Raw genomic sequence first — 19,183 nt, 5'->3', positions numbered from 1 at the left:
TCTTGCCGAGACGCCTGCCGTCGCGCTACGCAGTTGGCGACGTGAGGGCCGGCAGGGCATCTTCGATCTCAGAGCGGTCCGCTTCCAACCAGGACGGGATCCGGAGCGTCTCGCCAAGTTCGGCCTCGGCTTCGTCGTCCAGAAAGCCGGGACCGTCCGTTGCGATTTCGAAGAGAATCCCGGAGGTCCAGTTCGGGTCGCGGAAATAGATGGATTGAAAATACTGCCGGTCCTTCACGTCTGTTACCTGCAGACCGCGGTCGCGGAGTGCTGTCTGCCATTCCTTCTGCTCGTCGGCATCGCGAGCCCGGAAGGCAATGTGGTGCACCGTGCCCTGTCCCATTCGGCCCGATGGGTGCCGTTCCTGGACCTGGAGGTCAACGACGTTCGCCAGGTCCGAGTCCGGCGCCTGAAATCGGCGCCGATTCTCGCTCTCTTGGACCTGCGTCCACCCGAAGAGGTCTGTGAAGAGGTCGGGCGTGCGATCGTCGGAGAAGATGGGGAGGACGGGCGCATGAAATCCGCGGAGGGCGTGCTCGGACGAGATCGGGCCGTCGCCCCATGCGCCGCTGTTCGTCATCGTGTCGGTGGCGACCAACTCCAGGGTGAGGCCGAAGGGGTCGTCGAAGCGTAGCACAGGGTCGCCGAACAACTCTGTACGACGGACAGAAATCCCGGCCTCATTGAGGTGAGCGTTCCACGGGTCGAGCGCGTCTGCGGGAATGGCGAAGGCCACGGATTGTACCATGCCGGCCCCGGTGCGTCCCTGCCGCGCTCGCGGCCACGGGAAGAAGGTAAGGACCGTGCCGGGGCGGCCGACCGTGTCGCCGTAGTAGAGGTGATGGGTCTTTGGGTCATCGAAGTTGACCGTCGTTTTGACGCGACGCAGGCCGAGCACACCGGCGTAGAAGTCGAGGGTGTCCTGCGCAGCGCCCGAAAGGGCCGTGATGTGGTGAAGGCCGGGAATGGGGGCGGGCATGGGCGGACGAGGGAGTTAGGAGGAAGAGGCGGACTCTTGCTGGACGATTGCGAGCGTGCAGCGACTCACGCAGATGAGCTTTTCGCCCTCATGGTGAATTTTGACGCTCCACACGTGGGTGGTGCGTCCCGTATGAAGCGGCGTCGCCACGGCCGCCACGCGCCCTTTTTGTACCGAGCGGACGTGGTTGGCGTTCACCTCCATGCCGACGGCCGTATGCCCTTCGGGAGCGGCCAGGTAGGCCCCGATGCTCGCGACGGTTTCCGCGAGGACCACGCTTACGCCGCCGTGCAGGACCCCGAAGGGCTGGTGGTGCTTTGCCGTGACTGGCATGGTGGCGGTCACGCGCTCGGGGCCGGTCTCCACGAGGTCGATGTCGAGCAGGCCGGCGACGCCGCCGAGATCGTCGGGCAGGTCCTTGGCGGCGGGATCCGAGTTGGAGGAGGAGTCAGTGGACATAGAAGCTGTTTGACTGCGGACGGCAGGCCGCGGATGGCGGCTTGGCAAATAGTCCGTCGGCTGAATGGGAAATCATTCTCGTGTCGGCAAAGGCTCTCATATAGAGGGTAGAACAAGGTAGCTCAAGAGCCTCAACAGATGCCCTGTGTCCTATTAAATTTGAGAATCTGGACGTTTGGCAGCTATCGCTCGAATATGCTGAACACATCTACGAACATGCAGAACAGGCACGATTTCTCGAGAGGGCCAGTCGTTCGCTCATCGAGACCGGGAGAGTATTGCCCCTCATTCATCGGCGCGAATCCCTGGCCTCTCCTGGGCCACTTCGGGAGGCATACCCGTGCGGCGAAAATCTCTTCGCGAAGCTCCAATCATTCCGGTCTACGCTGAGCGGGGGGGCGTCTGTTCAAGAGGAGCATGTTCAAGAGGAGCAGATCTTGTACGAGGAAGCCCCCCCTCATTCTGAATGAAACTCCTTTCCCGGCGGCCGTCCGCGGCGCTGTGAGTGGAGCGAGCAAGGACTCCTGGGGGGCGGTTTGTCAGTCGTCGTACGAAGTGAACGCCAGCGTGGTGTTGTGCCCGCCAAAGCCGAATGCATTGGTCAGGGCGGCATTCACGTCGCGGTCCACCGGCTCGTCGAGCGTATAGTTCAGGTCACAGTCCTCGTCGAGCTCGTCCACATTGATGGTCGGGGGCACGCGTCCCTCGTGAATTGCGAGGATTGTGGCGATGGCCTCCGCCGCGCCGGCTGCCCCCAGCATGTGGCCGGTCATGCTCTTCGTGGCCGAGATGTTGATGTCGTAGGCGTGGTCGCCGAAGACGTTCTTCACGGCGTCGGACTCGATGACGTCGCCCACCGGTGTGGAGGTCGCGTGCATGTTGATGTGGTCCACGTCGGTCGGCGAGAGGCCCGCGTCGTCCATGGCCTTCTCCATGGCGAGGGCGGCGCCCCGTCCATCCGGATCCGGAGCGGCGTAGTGGTGCGCGTCGTTCGACTTGCCCACGCCCGCCACCTCGGCGTAGATGGGAGCGCCGCGCTCTTGGGCTCGCTCCAGCGTTTCGAGCAGGAGGGCCCCGGCCCCCTCCGCAATCACGAACCCATCGCGGTCTTTGTCGAAAGGACGGCTGGCCGCTGTCGGGTCGTCGTTTCGAGTCGACATGGCCCGCATCGAGGAGAAGCCGCCTACGCAGAGTTCGTTCACCGACGCCTCCGTGCCGCCCACAAGCATCGCGTCGGCGTGGCCCTGTTGCATGAGCAAGAGCCCGTCGGTGACGGCATCGTTGCCGGTCGCGCAGGCGCTCACGACGCAGTGGTTGGGGCCGCGGAGCGTATGCTCCATCGCAATGAGGCCGGCCGCCATGTTGCTGATCATCATGGGGACGAAGAAGGGAGAGATGCGGCGCGCGCCGTTCTCCTCCAGATTCAGCACCTCGTCCACAAAAATGTTGCTACCCCCCACGCCGGTGCCCATCACCACCCCGATGTCGTCGCGTTCGTCGGGCGTGAGGGCCTCGGTGTCGAGCCCCGCGTCGTCGAAGGCCTGCTGGGTGACCGCCAGTGCGTACTGGCTGAAGAGATCCTGACGCTCGATCTGCTTCTCGTCGATGTACTGGCTGGCGTCGAAATCTTTCACCTCGCAGGCAATCTTGGAGCGCACGTCCGAGGCGTCGAACTTGGTAATGGGACCCGCTCCACTCTTTCCGTCCATCAAGCCCTCCCAGTAATCGGCAACGGTGTTGCCAAGCGGGGTGAGGGCGCCCAGACCCGTAACGACGACGCGATGGGCGGAATCGGAAGAAGCCATGAGTAACAGAAGCTAGTCAACAATCGGTGCGAGAGACGAGAAAACGCGAACCGCTGAACGCCCGCGCAGAGGGTGCTAGACAGGGCAACGGAAACGGGACAACCATTCATTACGGGCAGGTCCGCACTTCGCTCCGTGAAGCCTCGCCACAATGTCCAGAAGTTCTAGTGTAGCGTCTTGCGTACTCCGACGCAAATGCACCCTCGAGGGTTATGCGGATTTAACCCGTTTTGCGGGGGATGGGGACACAGGTGAGGGGAGGCGGGCAGACGAATGGGCTCTCGGTCGTTTCCTCGAGCGCCCCTAATCCGAACTGGACGCACAGGGTCCGGGTGGGCCCGACCGTGACCCCTGCTCGTGCGCCGCCGAGCACGGAACGCGACGCCCCGAATTTACAAAAGGACTGTGTTCGGGGTTTCTTCTGCGATTCACGTTTTTATATTAAGGGGTGTAACTACTGGCGGGGCGGTCTTCGTCCATGAGGGGCGACGACCCCGTCGCGTCCTGCTCACTTCACACCCTCACGAGTCGATCTCGAAACCCAATGCCTACCCGTTCTGCTTTTCGCTTCGACCCCAAAGCCATCATCGGGTCGTTCGTCACTGGCGTCATCTTCGTCGTGCTGCTCACCTGGATGAACGGCAATGCCTTCGGCGCTCCGACCTTTCCCCTTCTCGCCATGACCTCGGGCTTCATTCTCGCCGGGGTGTCCTACGGGTATCTGAGTGAGGGGGAGACGGTGCTCGAGCCGGCCCTGGCCGCCATCCTGGTGGCGCTGGCATCGTACGCAATCATTACGGCCCTTGACCTCCGCTGCTTCGATGGGCTGGTGGAAAACGGCACCTACACGTACATGATGGTAATCTCGTTCATGAACGGGCTCATTCTGACGTTTGCCGGGGCCTGGGCCGGCGAAAAACTCGAGCGTACCTACGCCGGGTCGGGGAAGCCCGCCATGGAATGGGGCTGGATCGTGGCTGGATCCATTCTCGGACTTGCGGTGAGCCTGTTTCTCGCCAACCTGGTCATTTGGCTCTTCGGCCTCTTTGCGAGTCCAATTGCCGCGCTGGAGCCGGAGAATGCCTGGGTCATGCTCTTTGTCGTGTTCCTCGGGTTGCAGGCCACCGGGTACGTCTGCGCGTTCCGGTCGCCGGGCGACACGTCGTACGAAGCGGCGGTGTCGGGCCTCATCACGCTCATTCTGCTGATTGACGTGTTCGTGTTTACCCTCGCCGGACAGTCGATCCTCTCCTACCTCCGCATGTCGCTGGTGCTCTTCGTGGGCCTGCTTGCGTCCCTCGTGGGCGGCTACGTCGGGGAGCGGATGCAGGTAGAGGTCGAAGGCCCGCACCCGACCGAGGCGTAACGACGCCGCGGCCGGGTCACATTATGGAGAGGACGATTCGTGGGGATGAACCGCCCGAGTCGCCCGAGATTCCGGGCGGCTGGGGCGCTGGATGATGGAAGACCGGGCGGCACGGGCATAGCTTCCAAAGATGCCGGTCCCTCCCCGCACGTGCTCAATGACGTTGGGAATCTCCCCGGGGGCAAAGCCGCCTTGCTGCACCTGCTGTGAGCGAAGGAAGTCGTAGTAGTTGTCGTCCACAACGTTGATAGCAATCTCGTTGGGGCCGAAGAAGGCGATGGCCAGCCACGGCAAGGTGACGGTGATCGTCTCGTCCGCGTTGCGTTCGAAGTTTCCTTCGTTCAGAAGCCCAGACGACGCGACCCGGAGCGATTCGAGACTGTCGTCCTCTGGCTCGAAGCCGTCGGCGTAGAACGGTGTGAGCGACCGGCGGAGGGTGGAGTCCGGCGTGTTCTCAAAGTCGAGCAGGGAGGTGGTGGTGAACGTAAATACGTTCTGTGGTCCTTCTCGCGGGGGCAGTTCGACGGTGAACGCGGGCTGGTTGGGGCTCTGGTAGACTGTCGTGTCGTTCTCGGTCTCCACAATGTCAATAGGGCCGGGCACGGTCGTCGTGGCCGACAGGGTGGTGCCATCGTCGGTCTCCACCTGGAGGCGGTACGTCTGCTGGGACTCCACAATGGAGGCTTCAGTGGGCGTATAGAGGCCCGGAACGGAATCACGCTCGCTGTAAGCGACGGTTGCCTCCACTGTGCTGTCTTCGGCGAGCCGCTGCACGTCCACGTCGGCCTCACGAACCGCAACGGCCGACGGGTTGTAGGTCTCATTCGCCCCCACTGTTCGCGAGAGGCGTACGGACGGCAGGGCAGCCCCGGCCTGCAGGTACGCCTCCACGACGATCTGGGACGACGGGGCGGTGGCAGTGGTGTCGCATCCGAGCAGACCAATCCCAGTGAGCAAAATCGAGAAAAGCGCGAGACGACGAGCGATCACGTTGTTGGGCTGTTGTTGGTATCGATGGGGTGAAGACCGTTTCTCTCGCAAGAATGAAGGGCCTCCTTCCCGCTCCCATACGTTGGAAGGGGCAGGAGCCGCGTCCTGTCTCAGAAGCTTCAGCCGGCGATCATGAGTCTCCGGCCTCTGCCGGAAAGCGGACAGAAGACGGCCGTAGGTCGATCGTCAAAATGTGAGGGAAAGGGAGAGGTTTGGAATCGGAACGGGGATCTGGGGAACCTCGGTGCGATCGAGCGTGCCGTCGGGTTCACTCTCATACTGGTAAAACCAGGTGTTGCGGCGAGAATAGGCATTAATGAGTTGCGCCTGGAATTCGTAGTCGGCCACGCCGAAGAGGCGCCCCGTTCGAGCCACGCCGACATCGAGGCGGTGATAAGGAGGAAGGCGGGCGTTGTTGAAGGGACTCACGAGGACACTTCGCGCCTCCGTTTGGGACTGGAAGGGATCGTTCACGAGCTGGTAGCGCAGCTTCGGCTCGGTGTAGGCCTTGCCGGTATTGTAGTTAAAGGTGCTCGTGAGTCGCCACTGGTCGGTGAGCTCGTAGTTGGCCGCCAGCGTGAGGGTGTGCGTCCGGTCGTAGTTGGGAGGATAGTATTGCGGCTCGCCGCTTTCGGAGAGGTTCACGTTCGGGAACCGGCGTTCTGTACGGCCCAGGGTGTAGCTGAGGAAGCCGTTGAGGGTGCCCTTCTGGCGACGGATCAGAAGCTCGGCCCCGTAGGCTCGACCGTCGCCGAAGTGAAAGCGCTCAGCGTAGCGCACGCCGGCATTGTCGGGCAGAAACGGATCCTGTTCAAAGAGGCCGCGCATGGTGCGTCCGTAGCCTTCCACCTCCAGTTGCCAGTCGGCCCCGAGGGACGCCTTCAAGCCCACAGCCACCTGGTCGCTGTAGGAGGGCGGCACGCCTGCATCGGCCATGAGCCACGTGTCGAACGCCGTAAAGAGCTGGCTCGTCTCCAGCGTGAGGAATTGGTGGTAGCGCCCGTAGGCGGCCTGCAGTTGAACACTGGAGGTCAGGTTATAGTCGACCGAGAGGCGCGGCGAGAACCGCCAGAAGTTGCCTCGACTGAAGTATGTGCTGCGCAGTCCGCCCTTCAGCGTCCACGCCGAGGTGGGCTCATAGGTGTCCTGCACGTACAGGGCCACGCGCTGGCCGGTAATGCGCTGGTCAAAGGTGGTCGTCCCGTCGAACGTACTGGTCAGCTCGAAGGCCAAGGTACTGGCCCGCAGCCCGCTCTCGACCGTGTGCGTCTCATTGGGCGTGTATTCGACGTCGGCGTTCAGCGAAAGGTCGTCGACCCCGTTTTCCTGCAGCAGTCGTGTGCTGGCGAGCTCGGCAACCGGGGTGCTCCGGTATCGGGAGCCCGTAAGCGTCAGGGTGGAGAACACCCGGTCGCCAAAGAGGTGCGTCCAGTCGGCACTCACGGTCTGGTTTCCGTAGTTGACGTCGAAGCGGGTATCCTCCTGCGGTTCGATGACGAGAAAGTCCTGCCCGCCATAAAAAGACAGGGACAGCTTATCGTTAGGACCGGCGTCGTAGTTGATCTTTGCGTTGACGTCGTAGAAGGAGAAGCTGTCCGGGATGCCGTCGGTGTCGGCACTCCGGAGGGCGGCAAGGACGGGTTCGAGCGTGGAGCGCCGCACGGCCACCATGTATGATCCCGCCGGGTCGTCGTCCGAGCCGCCGTACGGGCCTTCCACGTAGGCTCGGGACGCGAGCAGGCCGACGCTAAGGCCTCCGGTCGTCTCGCGTCGGTTTCCGTCTTTGTTGTAGATGGACACCACGCTTCCGAGCCGCCCGCCGTACTTGGCCGGGTAGGCGCCCTTGTAGAGCTGCACGTCCTTAATGGCGTCGGGGTTAAAGGTGGAGAAAAAGCCGAAGAAGTGGGTGGGGTTGTACACCGTGGTGCCGTCGAGCAGGACGAGGGTTTGGTCCGGCCCGCCGCCGCGGATGTAGAGGTTGCTGGAGTAGTCGGAGGCCGTCGTTACGCCGGGCAGCAGGCTCAGGGAGCGAAAGACGTCCGGCTGGAGGACGGACGGCAGCTGTGTGATGGCGGCGGTCGAGAGCCGATCGGTGCCGATTTGGCGTTCAATTTCTTCGTCGTCCCCCTCTCCGGTCACGACCACCTCGTCGGCCTGCAGCTCCGCCGGCGTCAGTTCCACGTCCAGGCGGCGTTCCTCGCCCGGGGCTAGCGTGATTTCTTCCCGCTGCGCCTGAAAGCCGACGTAGGAAAAGAGGACGACGTACGTGCCGGGCTCCAGGCCGCGGAGGGCGTAGTAGCCTTCGTTATTGGTTGCGGTTCCCTGTCCGGCCCCCTGCACGAGGACATTGGCCTGAAGCAAGGTTTCGCCCGTCGACGCATCGCGCACGTAGCCGCGGAGGGAAGCGGTCTCTTGGGCGACCGTAGGCGACGGGAACAAGAGGGCGACGGCGAGAGCAGCCGAGCAGAGAAGGAAACGAGCCATCCGTGAAAAAGGGGGTATACAGAAGCGAAGCAGGGGCGCAGCATGTGAGTAATGCCCGCACAGACCAACGCTCTGGGGAGGGCATTGATGCCGGGAAATCGACGAGTCGAAACGTTCGGGGGACGAGCCGCAGAGCGTTTGAGCATTCCGAGAATCAGTCCCAGACGAGAGGAGAGGGGACGGCTCGGCCCCAATCGCTTGCAGTCGTTTTCCCAACACCACTCGCCGTTCCACGAGCCCCCTCAGTCGGTGATCCTCACTCTACACGTCTTTGGCTGAGAGGTTAAGGACTGTTTACATCTCCGTTGCGGTCCCCCATCTTCGGACGAGACGTCAAAAGACGAGGACAGACCACTCCCCGGTTGGGGAAAGAGGAGGCTTGAGGGAGGCGCTCGGCCTGTTGGAAAGAGCGAGCACCGATGGGAGGGCAATGCTCCTGCCTGAGGAGGGCGACCCAAAAGAGGGCGAACTGATGCGCCCCCCTCTCGTATGCCTCACGCATTCTAGGCTTTCCTCCGCTCACTCGTCTCCTCATCATGCATCGCGTCGGTTGCATTGCCGGATCGGTACTGTGCAGTTTGTTTTTGCTTACGGGGGCCGTGAGTGCGCAGCCAAGCGATCGCGCCCGTGCGGAGGCCAAGCAGAACGCACAGGCAGCAGCGACCGCCTGGTTGGCTCGAGTAGACGATGGCGACTTTGAGGAGAGCTGGGAAACGGCGGCCGTCCTGTTGCAAGAGCGAATGCCACGCGAGCAGTGGGAGGACGAAGGGCGTGAGCTACGCGATTCGCTTCGGGCACTCTCGGGTCGTGCTCGCACGATGGTGCAGTACCGAGACACTCTCCGCCGGGCGCCTTCTGGCCCTTTCGTGATTTTGATGTACCGCTCGTCGTTCGACGGGGGGCGGGTCGAGGAACTCCTTCTCACCGTTCGGGAGGAGGGGACATGGAAGGTGGCCGGCTACCAGGTTACCCCCCTCCGGCACGATCGCGCACGCTCACCGTCGCTATTTGAGAGCAGCGGGTCGTCCTGACGCCCTCGTCCACAGTCCCCTGTGTCTGTTTTGTCCAAGCTCTTTGCCAGCATGCTCCGATTTGTCCCATTTGTATTTCTCTTCCTTCTGTTGATTGGAGGGAGCCCTGCTCATGCCCAAGAGGCCGACTCGTCTGCTGCCGACACGACCACTATGGAGGCGGGCAGCACAGACGTGGCGCCCGAGCCCCAAGCGGCCGATACCAGCGAGGCCCCCGCACCGGCGGTCGCTGACAGCGCAGAGGCCGGTGAGCAGGCAACAGCTGCCCGTTCACCGGAGGCACGGGCGAAAGCCGCGGCAGAGTCCTGGCTCTCTCGGATCGACGCGGGCGAGTTTGGAGAAAGCTGGGACACCGCTGCCCCCTCCCTTCGAGAAGGGCTCTCGCGCGAGCAGTGGATTGAACAGGGCACCCGGGCCCGGCGCCAGCTCCAGTCGCTCAAGTCTCGCACGCTCCAATCGAGCCAATACCGCGACTCTACGGATCAGGACGTGGGGGACGGGCCCGTCGCGATCTTGCAATACGTTGCTGAATTTGACGGGGGGACCACCTTGGAGGCCGTCATCACGACGCGAACGGACTCGACCTGGTCGGTCGCGGGCTATCGGGTCGTGCCGGCCCCGGCCACGGTGACGGCGCCCGACAGTACGAAGGCTCCGAGCGATAGCACAAAGGCAACGGAGGAAACGCCGGAGTAGCGTCTGCAGCGAGAGGTTAGAAGAAAAAGACCTTGTTACAGGGCCAAAATTTTGTCACAACGAGATGAAACTTTAGCGGCAACGTTGAAAAGGTGATGGGCGACGCCGATCCTCAGCATTCGAGCGTGCGCTGTGAGTGCACGTCCGGGGTCAGCGGGATGGGACGGGGCGCTGGTGGATGTGCGTGTAGCGTAGAGTCGAATTACTTTCCGAACGTCTATGCGATTCCATCGCCTTTTCGCTGTTCTCAGTATTGCTGTCTTGATCGTTGGGGGCGTGCGGGCTCAGCCCTCGCCCAGTACCGATACGTCTGCCGTGGCGTTTGAAGTGAACCTGCCCGACAGCGTGGTCGTGACGGCCACTCGCGTAGCTGCGGAGGCCCAGACTACGGGACGTCAGGTGAGCATCTACACCCAGCGGGACATTCAGAACCTCTCCGTCAACAGCGTTGACCAACTGCTCGACGTGGTGGGCGGGGTCGACGTGCAGAGTCGGGGGGGGTTCGGGGTCCAGAGCGACCTGAAGATGCGCGGCTCGACCTTCAATGGCGTTTTGCTGCTGCTGGATGGGGCCCGAATCAACGATCCGTACACCGGTCACTTCCTGATGGATTTGCCGGTCCCGCTGTCCGAAATCGCCCGGGTGGAGGTGCTGCACGGCCCCGCAACGGCCCTCTACGGCCCCGACGCCCTCGGCGGCGTGGTGCACCTCATCACCAAAACTGCCCTTCGCAGTGGCCGGATGCCGGACACGGGCCTCGCGGCGCGCGTCGATGGGCGCTATGGGAAGAACAATTTCTACGACGTGAGCGGCGCGGCCCGCGACGTGGGGGCGAACACGACGGTGAGCGCGGCGGCCTCGGTACAGGGCAGCGACGGGCAGACGGTGTCCGCCGCCGAGTCGGATGGGCTGTCGAGTACGGTGCAGACCGACTTCCACCGCCGCGCGGCAACCGCGGCGGTGAGCCGAAACGTGGGCGACGCAACCTTCTATGCCCGCGCCGGCGTGGACGACCGTGAGTTTGGGGCGTATCACTTCTACACCGACTTTGCCTCCGACCGCGCCCGGGAGGCGACGTCGACCTTCTGGCTTCAGAGCCGACTGGCAAGCGCACATGACGCAGAGACGCCCTGGCAAGTCCAGATTGCGGGCAAGCAGCATCGAGACCGGTACACGTACAACCCGGCAGTCGGCCCCAATCGGCACATCAGCCGTATGCTGAACGTGCAGGGACAGGCTTCCCGCACGTGGGGGACCGTGCACGTAACCGGCGGAGCATCGGGCGGCGTACGGGGCGTGGACAGCAATCGGGACGGCGTACACCGCGACGCATCGGTGGGCACGTTCGTCAGCCTGCGCTGGCAGGCCACCTCGCGCCTCACCGTGAATCAGAGCACGCGTCTCGACTACGACCCGGTCTATGGCGTGGAGCCGACGCCGCAGCTTTACGTGGCCTATGACCTGGGTGCCGCCACACTCCGGGCCGGCGGTGGCCGCGTCGTGCGGGCGCCCAACTACCTGGAGCGCTTCATCGACTCGCCCACCAATCAGGGCAACGAGAATCTCGACGCTGAGACGGCGTGGTCGGGCGAGGTGGGGGCCGATGTGCAGATGCCCGCCAACCTGTCGCTTTCGGTGACGGGCTTCCATCGATCTACCGAGAATGCCATCGACTACCTCCGGCGGGAAGCCGTTTTTGTGGCCCGAAACCTTGACCGGACCACGACCACGGGACTCGAAACGGAAATGACGTTCGATCGGCAGATGGGTCCTGCGGGAGTCCGGCTCAGCGCGGCGTACACATTCCTCGACGCCACGCTGGACGCCCAGCGCCCGACGACGGCCTACAAATACGGGCTCAACAGTGCCCGGCATCACGTGCAGGGAAGCGCCGCGATGACGGTGGGCGCGGTCACCGTGAGCCTGCAGGGGACGTGGAGGGACCGCCTGACCGATATCGGACTGGCGACCGACCGGTACGGCGTAGTGCATTCGCGGCTGGCCTACCAGACGCGGCTTGGCGGGGCGCGCACGACGCTCTCTGCCGAGGTGCGCAACGCATTCGACCGGCAGTACAGTGAGATCTTCGATGCGCCGATGCCAAACCGCACGCTGCTGGTGGGAGCGTCGGTGCAGCTGTAGAGGACATGCAGGGGCAGGGGGTCCTCTGCCATCGGAAAAGAGCTGGACCCGTAGTGCCGTTGGGCGTCAACGGCGCTACGGGGACGGCTGCTCGTACCGAGCAATGATAGCAGCGCCTACGCGTCGAGGTTGTCCACGTACTTCTCCAGCTTGCTCTTCTTTCGGGCGGCGCGGTTCTTGTGAATGATGCCCTTCGCCGCGAGGCCGTCCAGGTCGCCCTTTACGTCGTTCAGGAGCTCCCGTGCGGCCTCCGGGTCATCGGTGGACTTGAGCTTCTTGATCTTGGTTCGGGCGCGGGTCTTTCGGGACTGGTTTTGCTTGCGTCGCTTTTCGTTCTGGCGAACGCGCTTCTTGGCCGATTTGTGCGTGGGCATGGTGTGTGTCGCTGGGGTCGGTGAGCTTGTTATGGTCGTGCTCGTCCACAGGGATGTGGGCGAGTCGCAATGAACACACAAGATTCCGCGCAGGGGAAAGGTTCCCGATGCAATAGAAAATCAAACCGAAAGCCTCCGTTTGTGAATTGGTTGGTTGAGAAGCGGAGGCCCTTGGGCTTGTAGGCATCTCGTTGGGACGATGCCGGGACGTGGAAGCGGTTTTCGGCTCAATCTGTGATACCTTTGTGTGACGGAATCGCTTCCTCCACGAAAGCTTGAAAACTCAGGGTCGTCCTTGGGGGTCTGAAGGCGCGATCGGACGGGCCACGGCTCGCCGGTCCTCACTGATTTCCCGAACCACCCGATGATGTTACATGAACGCGTTCTTTCCCACGCTTCCGACTCCCCGCCGCGCCTGGCGTCGCCGGCGCATTCTGGCTCACAACCGGGGCGTTTCGTCCCGCCGTGCAGCCGATTTGACCCGGGACGATCGCCCGCTCCGCGAGGGGGCGGCGGATCGTCGTCTGCAGTCGGAAAATTGCTGAGGACACTGCGTTCGTATAGCAGTGCTCCGTCGCGACGAATGGGTTCACCGGCGTCACTTGCTCTGCAGAGCGAGGATTACCGAAGCGACCGTAATCAACCCGTTCGAGAAACGCGATCTCACGCCTGCCTCTCTCCTCCCCGGAAGAGGCGGGCATTTTTATTTTTGCTCAACTGGGCGCGATCGGGGACGAGGACGTGGAAGCCTGGCGGCGGTTGGTCGTAAAGGCCTGCGGGAATTGTGGCTATAGGCCTCCCGTCCTCCATACGTCCAGACATTCACACTTCCACACTCCATGCCCGAGTTGCCCGACAATGTCGTCTACCGGCGCCGCATCGCCGACGGAGCCCTGAACCGGAAGATTGCACAGACCAACGTCGTCGACCCGCGCATCCTCGCTGGCGTGGAGCCCCACCGGTTCGACGAGGTCCTCTCCGGACAGACACTGACGGAGACGCACCGCCACGGCAAGCACGTCTTCGCAAAGTACGGGGACGAGACCGGCTGGCTGGCCTTCCACTTCGGCATGACGGGCAAAGTGGAAATCGTAGAGAATGGTGATCCGTCCGAGTACGCGTATATCCAATTGCACTTCGAGGACGGGGGGCACCTCGCATTCGTCTGCCCGCGCAAGTTTGCCCGCGTGCGCCTCATCGATACGCCGGAGGCCTTCCTGGAAGAAAAAGAACTGGGGCCGGATGCCCGCCGGGTGGACGTAGAGGCATTCCTTGAGCAACTGGAGGGCCGTCGCGGCAGCATCAAGGGCCGTTTGCTGGACCAACAAGTGGTGGCCGGCCTCGGCAACATCTACGCCGACGAAGCACTGTACCAGGAGGGCATCCACCCGGCCACGACCGTGCCCGAACTCTCGGAGGCCAACCTGCGGAGCCTCTACGACGCCATCCAGGTCGTCCTCGACGCAGCGATCGACGTGGAGTCCGATCCCACGGCGCTGGATCCGGAGCGCTTCATGCTTCCCCACCGCTACGGCGACGAACGATGCCCGGACACGGGTGTGCCGCTCGAAACCGAACAGGTCTCGGGGCGCACGGCCTACTTCTCTCCCGCTCGGCAGTCGCCGCCGGCGTAACCGCTCCTCTGCTTTTCTCATTCCCCTGTGTCCCATGTCCCAGCTTCACATCGGAACCTCCGGTTGGCAGCACGACGCGTTTGCTGGCCGCTTCTACTCCGACGACCTCGCGCAGAGCGATCGCCTTTCGTTCTACGCCGACACGTTCGGCAGTGTCGAGGTCAACAACACCTTCTACCAGAGCCCCGATGAAGAGACGCTCCACAACTGGCGTGAGCAGACGCCGGACGACTTTACGTTTGTCGTCAAGGCCAACCAGTACATTACCCACTTCAAGAAGCTGAAGGATCCCGAGGAGCCGATCCAAAACCTCTATCGGAACGTCGAGCCGCTCGGCGATGCCTTGGGGCCGATTCTTTTTCAGTGCCCGCCGAACTGGCATCAGAATCTGGAGCGCCTGCACAACTTTCTCGCGGTGCTCGACGACGAGCATCGGCACGTCTTCGAGTTTCGGGACCCGACGTGGCTGAATGAGGGGACGACCGAGGCGCTGGCGGCCCACGACGCCGCGTTCTGCATCTACGACTACGGCGACCGGTCTACCCTCCGCACCGTGACGACCGATTTCGTGTACGTGCGGCTGCATGGAGCCGGCGAGGCGTACCGCGGGCGGTACACCGATGCCGCGCTCGATGAGTGGGCAGACGCTGTTGCCGAGTGGCGGGCAGAGGGGCGCGACGTGTACGTCTTCTTCAACAACACGGCGGGCGAGGGCCACGCCCCGCACGACGCGCAGCGGCTGCGGGCCCGGTGTTCGGCGTAGAGAGGCGTCCCCGGGTTCGCTGCTGAATCTCCGAACTGATAATTCTGGACCAGGCCCTGGCCGGGACCCCGATGAGTCACCACGACCGATGGAGAAGTCGTAGGCGGTTCTACAAGATCGACTACAGGAAATACCTGAGGAAGTACCTGCCTCGGGTACTTCGCTACTTGGCGTATCCAAGTCTCGCTCTTGCTCTCCTCATTGCGGTTGACGTTTCGCTTCCCAGTACGGTAGGAGAAACGTATGTCCCTACTCGGGTCATGAAGGTGCCTGAGACGTCCCAGGGGGGAGAGGCGCTTCTTTACGCATTCAGTCCGGTGGAGCAGCCCAGCGATCTCGTCGTCTATGCCCGTCAAGTTTCGGGCGAGAAGAAATGGCACCTCCGGAAATTCAATGTTCCCGATTACCTCGCCAAGCGAATTGAGTCGGATGATTCGTTGGTGACTCGAACGACAGCAATTCTGGAGAACACGGTCAGCGTGAAGCTACTGAGGGAAGAACAGGTGATTGCCAGAGATATGGACTGGTTCGTTTATGTTCTGGGAATCCTTCTTTTTCTCTCGCCGGGCTATCTGCTCATATGGTCCTTACCGTTGAAAGATGATGTGGAGGGACGTTTAGCAATGTTCTTCGCTGGGGTGGAGCTTTTCGCGTTAGGCTATTGGCTCTATCTTGCCGAGCACCTGATTGCCTGATTCGTTCATTCGGCCTGGGGGAGAGCCACATTTCTGGGATGCTTCCCGTCATTCGTCGTCAGGATTGTCCTTGTTGAGTCGTGCGAGCGAAGATCAGGCCCGTTCGACAGCCTCAAGAATTCCGGGATTGGAAGGCATTTTCTGTGCGCAATACAGCAACACTCGTTCATGCTCAACATTCGCAGCGCCCAGTGTCGGGATCGCGACGCCATCTGGACCCTCTTCCACGACGTGGTCTCGGACGGCACTACCTACGCCTATCCGTCCGATATCGAGAAAGCGGAGGGCCTGCGGCTTTGGATGGACGACCCGCGGGCGTGCTACGTCGCCGAACGCGAGGGGGCGATTGTTGGCACGTACTATCTCAAGGACAATCAGCCGGGTCGGGGCGCCCACGTCTGCAATGCGGGATACATGGTGCGCGCCGACGCGCGGGGGCAGGGCATCGGGCAGGCCCTGTGCGAGCACTCACTAAAGGCGGCGCGACGGCTTGGGTATGAGGCCATGCAGTACAACCTCGTCGTGGCCACCAATGAGGCGGCCGTTCACCTGTGGAAGAAGATGGGCTTCGATATCGTGGGTACGTTGCCGGAGGTCTTTGACCACGCGGAGAAGGGGTTGGTTGATGCCCACGTGATGTACCGCCGCCTCTGACATTTTACTCAAGGCGAGCGGCCGTTTTATGTCCTGTCGGGGTCGTGGGACTCGTCCTGAGATTCGACAGTAGCGCTCTCGAACGCATTCGCGACCACGGCCACGGCGTCGATCTGACGTTTGAGTTTATCGGGATCGAGGATCAGTCCCTTCAGCTGATGGGTGACCGTCGAGGCGTCGCCGCCGAGTCCCGATTCGGCGGCGTCCTCGCCAAACAGCGACTCCAGGGCGTTCCCGACGGGGTCGGCAATCAGATTGCTGGACTTGCCGACGCGGAGCTTCCCGATGGTGTCGAGTTCGAGCAGGGCCTCTCGGGCGCGCCCGGAGAGGAGCGCCTGGACACACGCCTCCGATTCCCCCACCACGGCGAGATCCTCGTCCTCCTCGAAGACGAACGTCGGGTTTGTTTCGGCGAGGGACTGAACCTTCTGGCTGGGAGCAAAGTCGACGACGGCCCCTTCGTCGACCGGTTGGCCCATCTCGGCCTCGACGGTTGTGGCGGAGGAGTTCCCGTCCCCGACCGAGTCTTGCCATGTGTCTGGGCGAGCGCGAACCGTGCATCCGCGCACGGTGCCCGTAGATTCGTTCTCGCTGGTCGGGTGGAGGTTTGCCTTCTTCCACAAGTTCTGGCGAACGCGGGTTGAGCGCGAGTTGAACACCTTCATCCCATAGAGCCCCAACGCAAGGGTCACCACGAAGATAATCGGCGGGAGGTAGGGTTCGGGAAATGGAGTCGAAGACACGAGCGGCTCGACGTAGCTCCCAAACACGAGGTACACCACTCCGATGGTACTGAAGAACGCAACGGGAAACGAGAGGAAGCTCAACCACCCGTAGAGCGATAACTTCCACTTAGACATGAGGGAGAGGGGAAAGGATCGTCAGGAGGAAATGATGATTCCCAATATTTAAAGGAGGATTGGGAATCACAACAGATTGGATTATGGCGTCGGACAGTTGGGGGAAGGACAGAAATAGACCCGGCTCCCCCGGCGAACGCGGAGGGAGCCGTTGAGCCGAAGAATCGCTACGGTCGGATGTTGTCACTACTCGCCCACCGGCACCTCGCCGTACCAGTTCATCCCCGACCCGCCGTTCGACCCAGCGTCGTACACGTAGCCGTACGCGCGTCCCTGCCGCACCGGTTGCCCGCGGACCCACTGTGCGTTCACACTGTCGACCTGCAGCGTGGCGGGGGTCCAGGTGCCGGCGGTGTCGCTGCGGGTGTGGTAGAGGTGGCCCGTCCCGTTCTCGATGAACAAGACGTGGATCGACGAGCCGATGGCAACGGCATCGGCCCCTACCTGGTCGGAGTCGGCCGCGTTCTGTACGACGGCGCGCTCGGTGACCTGGACGGGGGCACTCAACTGGCCGTCGGCGTCTGCCCGACGTGCCCACAGGGTGCTGTCCGCCCGACGGTAGAGAATGGCCGTTGTGTTCGTCTCCGGAAGGTGCACGAGGGGGAGGACGGAGCCGACGTCTGTCTCCGCAGTTCCCAGCTTAGAGGAGATCTGCTGAGGGGCCGAGAGGCTTCCGTCCGGGCGGATGCGACGATACCAGGCCGTGCCGTCGCGGCGCGTGTAGGCAAGGTGCACCGTGTCATCCGTCCCGCGCACCGACTGCGGACCCGACAGCGGATCGCCCGTCTCGCTGGGGATTGTCGTTTCCTCGCCCCACGTGCCGTCGGGGCTGCGGATCGTGTAGTGGATGTGCTCCGGCCCGCCGTAAATCCCGACGAGACTCCCGTCCGATCGGGCAGTGATCGATGCAACCTGTACGGGCGGCTCGCCGGGCGTTGCGACCGTGTCGTCCCGCACGGCCCATCTGTCCGGATTGTTCGGGTGGTCCGTCGTCCGGAAGGAGTGGTGCAGGACCCCGGCGTCGATCTGGTGGAGCATGTGAATGGTGCCGTCGTGGACGGCGGAGGCGAACCCCTCCAGGTCGCCCGACGCGGGTCGGTGGGCGCCGTCGACCTCCCGCCACGTGTCCCCACCGTCAGTCGACTTGACCGTCATCAGCTTGTTGTAGGACTCCGCCGGCTCCATGAGAAAGTAGAGGCTGCCGTCGGACATTTCCCAGGGGCCGAGGCGGCCCGGCGTTTCGGGATAGGTGCCGCCCAGCAGCCGGGGGGGAATGGTTGCCGTTATCTTAGGCGTCGATTCGGCGGCCAGCGGACGCCCCTTTACGTCCACCATTCGAAACTCGAACGTGTCGCCGTCCTCGTTCGTCGCGGCGCCGTCCGCGTACCGTCGGATGACCAGCGGCCACTCCCACTCGCTCTGCACGCCGTGATCCGGGAGAGCGGGACCCTGACCGGAGAGACGCACGCCCTTGCCACCCGCATACGACGCCGTCGATCCGTCGAGCAAGTCGGTGGCGTCTGCCAGATTCTCGTAGGCGGCGGTGGAGGTTACGCTCACCCGAGGGGTCACCTCCGAGGTAGCATAGGGAAAATCGGCGGTTAGGACCGGGCGCCAGGCCCCGCCGTTGCGGCGGTACTGCAGCCGAAAGCGCTCGACGAACGGCGCGTCCAGGGGCGTCTCCACCTCGAACCGAAGCCGAAACGGAGCCTCGACCGGCAGGGTGGCGGGCTCGTTGAGCGGGCCCGCCCATCCCGCGTCGGCATTCAATCCTACGTCGGCGTCCGAGCGCACGCGGAAGGCGGTCTGGCGGGCGGGCGACACGTCCTCCATCTTGGGGGACTCGTCGGCCCCGGCGCCGCAGCCGGTAAGAAGGGGGAGGGCCCCCAGCAAAACCAGGGACGGAGGAAACAGGAAGTATCGAATCGAATGGGTCATCGTAGCTCGTGAGTGTGAAGGGGGAAGACAGTCAGTGAAGCAGCATTAGATTGCGAGATTCTTCGCCGGACGTAAGGGAGGCCTCTTCGCAGCGCCATTGGACGCCAACGGCGCTACAAGGAGGAGGCAGGCCGTTTTAGAGGATGCCCCCGGTGCAACCGTCGGTCCTGCGCCTAATCTTGCAACAGCACAGGGCTCCACTACACGTTCGACCGTGAAGTCGGCGCGGGGAAGAGCACTCGCAGTTTCCAACACAACCACAGCTCCCCCGGCGAGCGTCGTGTGTCGCCGAGGGAGCCGGTGAACAGAGGCA

Annotated in this window: 17 protein-coding genes; 9 read left to right on the top strand and 8 right to left on the bottom strand. The window is 63.0% G+C overall.

From position 1 onward, the window contains the following. Nucleotides 1-25: 25 nt before the first annotated feature. The 3 genes from BSZ35_RS10185 to fabF all read right to left on the bottom strand — a co-directional run bounded on the left by BSZ35_RS10185 (nt 26) and on the right by fabF (nt 3,243). Nucleotides 26-979, bottom strand: coding sequence for a ring-cleaving dioxygenase (locus BSZ35_RS10185; protein ID WP_105012330.1), 954 nt, complete (start codon nt 977-979; stop codon nt 26-28). Nucleotides 980-994: 15 nt separating this feature from the next. Then, the gene (locus BSZ35_RS10180; RefSeq protein WP_105012329.1) at nt 995-1,438 is read right to left on the bottom strand and encodes a hotdog fold thioesterase; all 444 of its coding nucleotides are present in this window, start codon (nt 1,436-1,438) and stop codon (nt 995-997) included. Between the two features lie 539 nt (nt 1,439-1,977). Continuing rightward, nucleotides 1,978-3,243, bottom strand: a complete 1,266-nt coding sequence (gene fabF, locus BSZ35_RS10175; protein WP_105012328.1) for a beta-ketoacyl-ACP synthase II — start codon at nt 3,241-3,243, stop codon at nt 1,978-1,980. Nucleotides 3,244-3,787: 544 nt separating this feature from the next. On the opposite strand from fabF, the gene BSZ35_RS10170 reads away from it, so the two are divergent. Then, a complete protein-coding gene (locus BSZ35_RS10170) occupies nt 3,788-4,609 on the top strand; it encodes a hypothetical protein (protein ID WP_105012327.1) in 822 nt (273 codons plus the stop codon). A 21-nt stretch (nt 4,610-4,630) separates the two neighbouring features. Here the strand turns inward: BSZ35_RS10170 and BSZ35_RS10165 are convergent, their stop codons facing one another. Together BSZ35_RS10165 and BSZ35_RS10160 are read right to left on the bottom strand one after the other, a co-directional pair. Further along, nucleotides 4,631-5,599, bottom strand: a complete 969-nt coding sequence (locus BSZ35_RS10165; RefSeq protein WP_105012326.1) for a DUF4249 family protein — start codon at nt 5,597-5,599, stop codon at nt 4,631-4,633. 186 nt (nt 5,600-5,785) lie between these two features. Next, nucleotides 5,786-8,083, bottom strand: a complete 2,298-nt coding sequence (locus BSZ35_RS10160; RefSeq protein WP_105012325.1) for a TonB-dependent receptor — start codon at nt 8,081-8,083, stop codon at nt 5,786-5,788. Nucleotides 8,084-8,619: 536 nt separating this feature from the next. On the opposite strand from BSZ35_RS10160, the gene BSZ35_RS10155 reads away from it, so the two are divergent. The 3 genes from BSZ35_RS10155 (at nt 8,620) to BSZ35_RS10145 (ending at nt 11,952) form a co-directional block, all read left to right on the top strand. After that, complete coding sequence (locus BSZ35_RS10155) at nt 8,620-9,114, top strand: DUF4019 domain-containing protein (RefSeq protein WP_105012324.1); 495 nt, start codon at nt 8,620-8,622, stop codon at nt 9,112-9,114. A gap of 51 nt (nt 9,115-9,165) precedes the next feature. Continuing rightward, entirely contained in the window at nt 9,166-9,810 is a 645-nt protein-coding gene (locus BSZ35_RS10150; protein ID WP_146110052.1) for a DUF4019 domain-containing protein, read from the top strand. A 219-nt stretch (nt 9,811-10,029) separates the two neighbouring features. Further along, a complete protein-coding gene (locus BSZ35_RS10145) occupies nt 10,030-11,952 on the top strand; it encodes a TonB-dependent receptor plug domain-containing protein (protein ID WP_105012322.1) in 1,923 nt (640 codons plus the stop codon). A 116-nt stretch (nt 11,953-12,068) separates the two neighbouring features. On the opposite strand, the gene rpsT is transcribed toward BSZ35_RS10145, so the two are convergent. Then, on the bottom strand, nt 12,069-12,359 hold the full coding sequence (gene rpsT, locus BSZ35_RS10140) for a 30S ribosomal protein S20 (RefSeq protein WP_272483062.1): 291 nt from the start codon (nt 12,357-12,359) through the stop codon (nt 12,069-12,071). A 341-nt stretch (nt 12,360-12,700) separates the two neighbouring features. Here rpsT and BSZ35_RS19535 point away from each other — a divergent pair, with 341 nt between their 5' ends. The 5 genes from BSZ35_RS19535 (at nt 12,701) to BSZ35_RS10120 (ending at nt 16,072) form a co-directional block, all read left to right on the top strand. Further along, nucleotides 12,701-12,871, top strand: a complete 171-nt coding sequence (locus tag BSZ35_RS19535; protein WP_181149280.1) for a hypothetical protein — start codon at nt 12,701-12,703, stop codon at nt 12,869-12,871. A 294-nt stretch (nt 12,872-13,165) separates the two neighbouring features. Then, entirely contained in the window at nt 13,166-13,960 is a 795-nt protein-coding gene (locus tag BSZ35_RS10135) for a DNA-formamidopyrimidine glycosylase family protein (RefSeq protein ID WP_105012320.1), read from the top strand. Between the two features lie 34 nt (nt 13,961-13,994). Next, nucleotides 13,995-14,723: a DUF72 domain-containing protein gene (locus BSZ35_RS10130; RefSeq protein ID WP_105012319.1), complete on the top strand. Its 729-nt coding sequence runs from the start codon at nt 13,995-13,997 to the stop codon at nt 14,721-14,723. A gap of 260 nt (nt 14,724-14,983) precedes the next feature. Continuing rightward, nucleotides 14,984-15,418, top strand: a complete 435-nt coding sequence (locus tag BSZ35_RS10125; protein WP_105012318.1) for a hypothetical protein — start codon at nt 14,984-14,986, stop codon at nt 15,416-15,418. A 168-nt stretch (nt 15,419-15,586) separates the two neighbouring features. Next, nucleotides 15,587-16,072, top strand: a complete 486-nt coding sequence (locus BSZ35_RS10120) for a GNAT family N-acetyltransferase (protein ID WP_105012317.1) — start codon at nt 15,587-15,589, stop codon at nt 16,070-16,072. 26 nt (nt 16,073-16,098) lie between these two features. Here the strand turns inward: BSZ35_RS10120 and BSZ35_RS10115 are convergent, their stop codons facing one another. Then, on the bottom strand, nt 16,099-16,932 hold the full coding sequence (locus BSZ35_RS10115) for a hypothetical protein (RefSeq protein ID WP_105012316.1): 834 nt from the start codon (nt 16,930-16,932) through the stop codon (nt 16,099-16,101). A gap of 186 nt (nt 16,933-17,118) precedes the next feature. Beyond that, nucleotides 17,119-18,870, bottom strand: a complete 1,752-nt coding sequence (locus BSZ35_RS10110; RefSeq protein ID WP_258096185.1) for a sialidase family protein — start codon at nt 18,868-18,870, stop codon at nt 17,119-17,121. Nucleotides 18,871-19,183 lie beyond the last annotated feature (313 nt).

The organism is Salinibacter sp. 10B (assembly GCF_002954405.1).
GTDB lineage: Bacteria > Bacteroidota > Rhodothermia > Rhodothermales > Salinibacteraceae > Salinibacter.
Note: the sequence above shows the minus strand (reverse complement) of the source record. Positions and strands in the feature narration are given on the sequence as shown.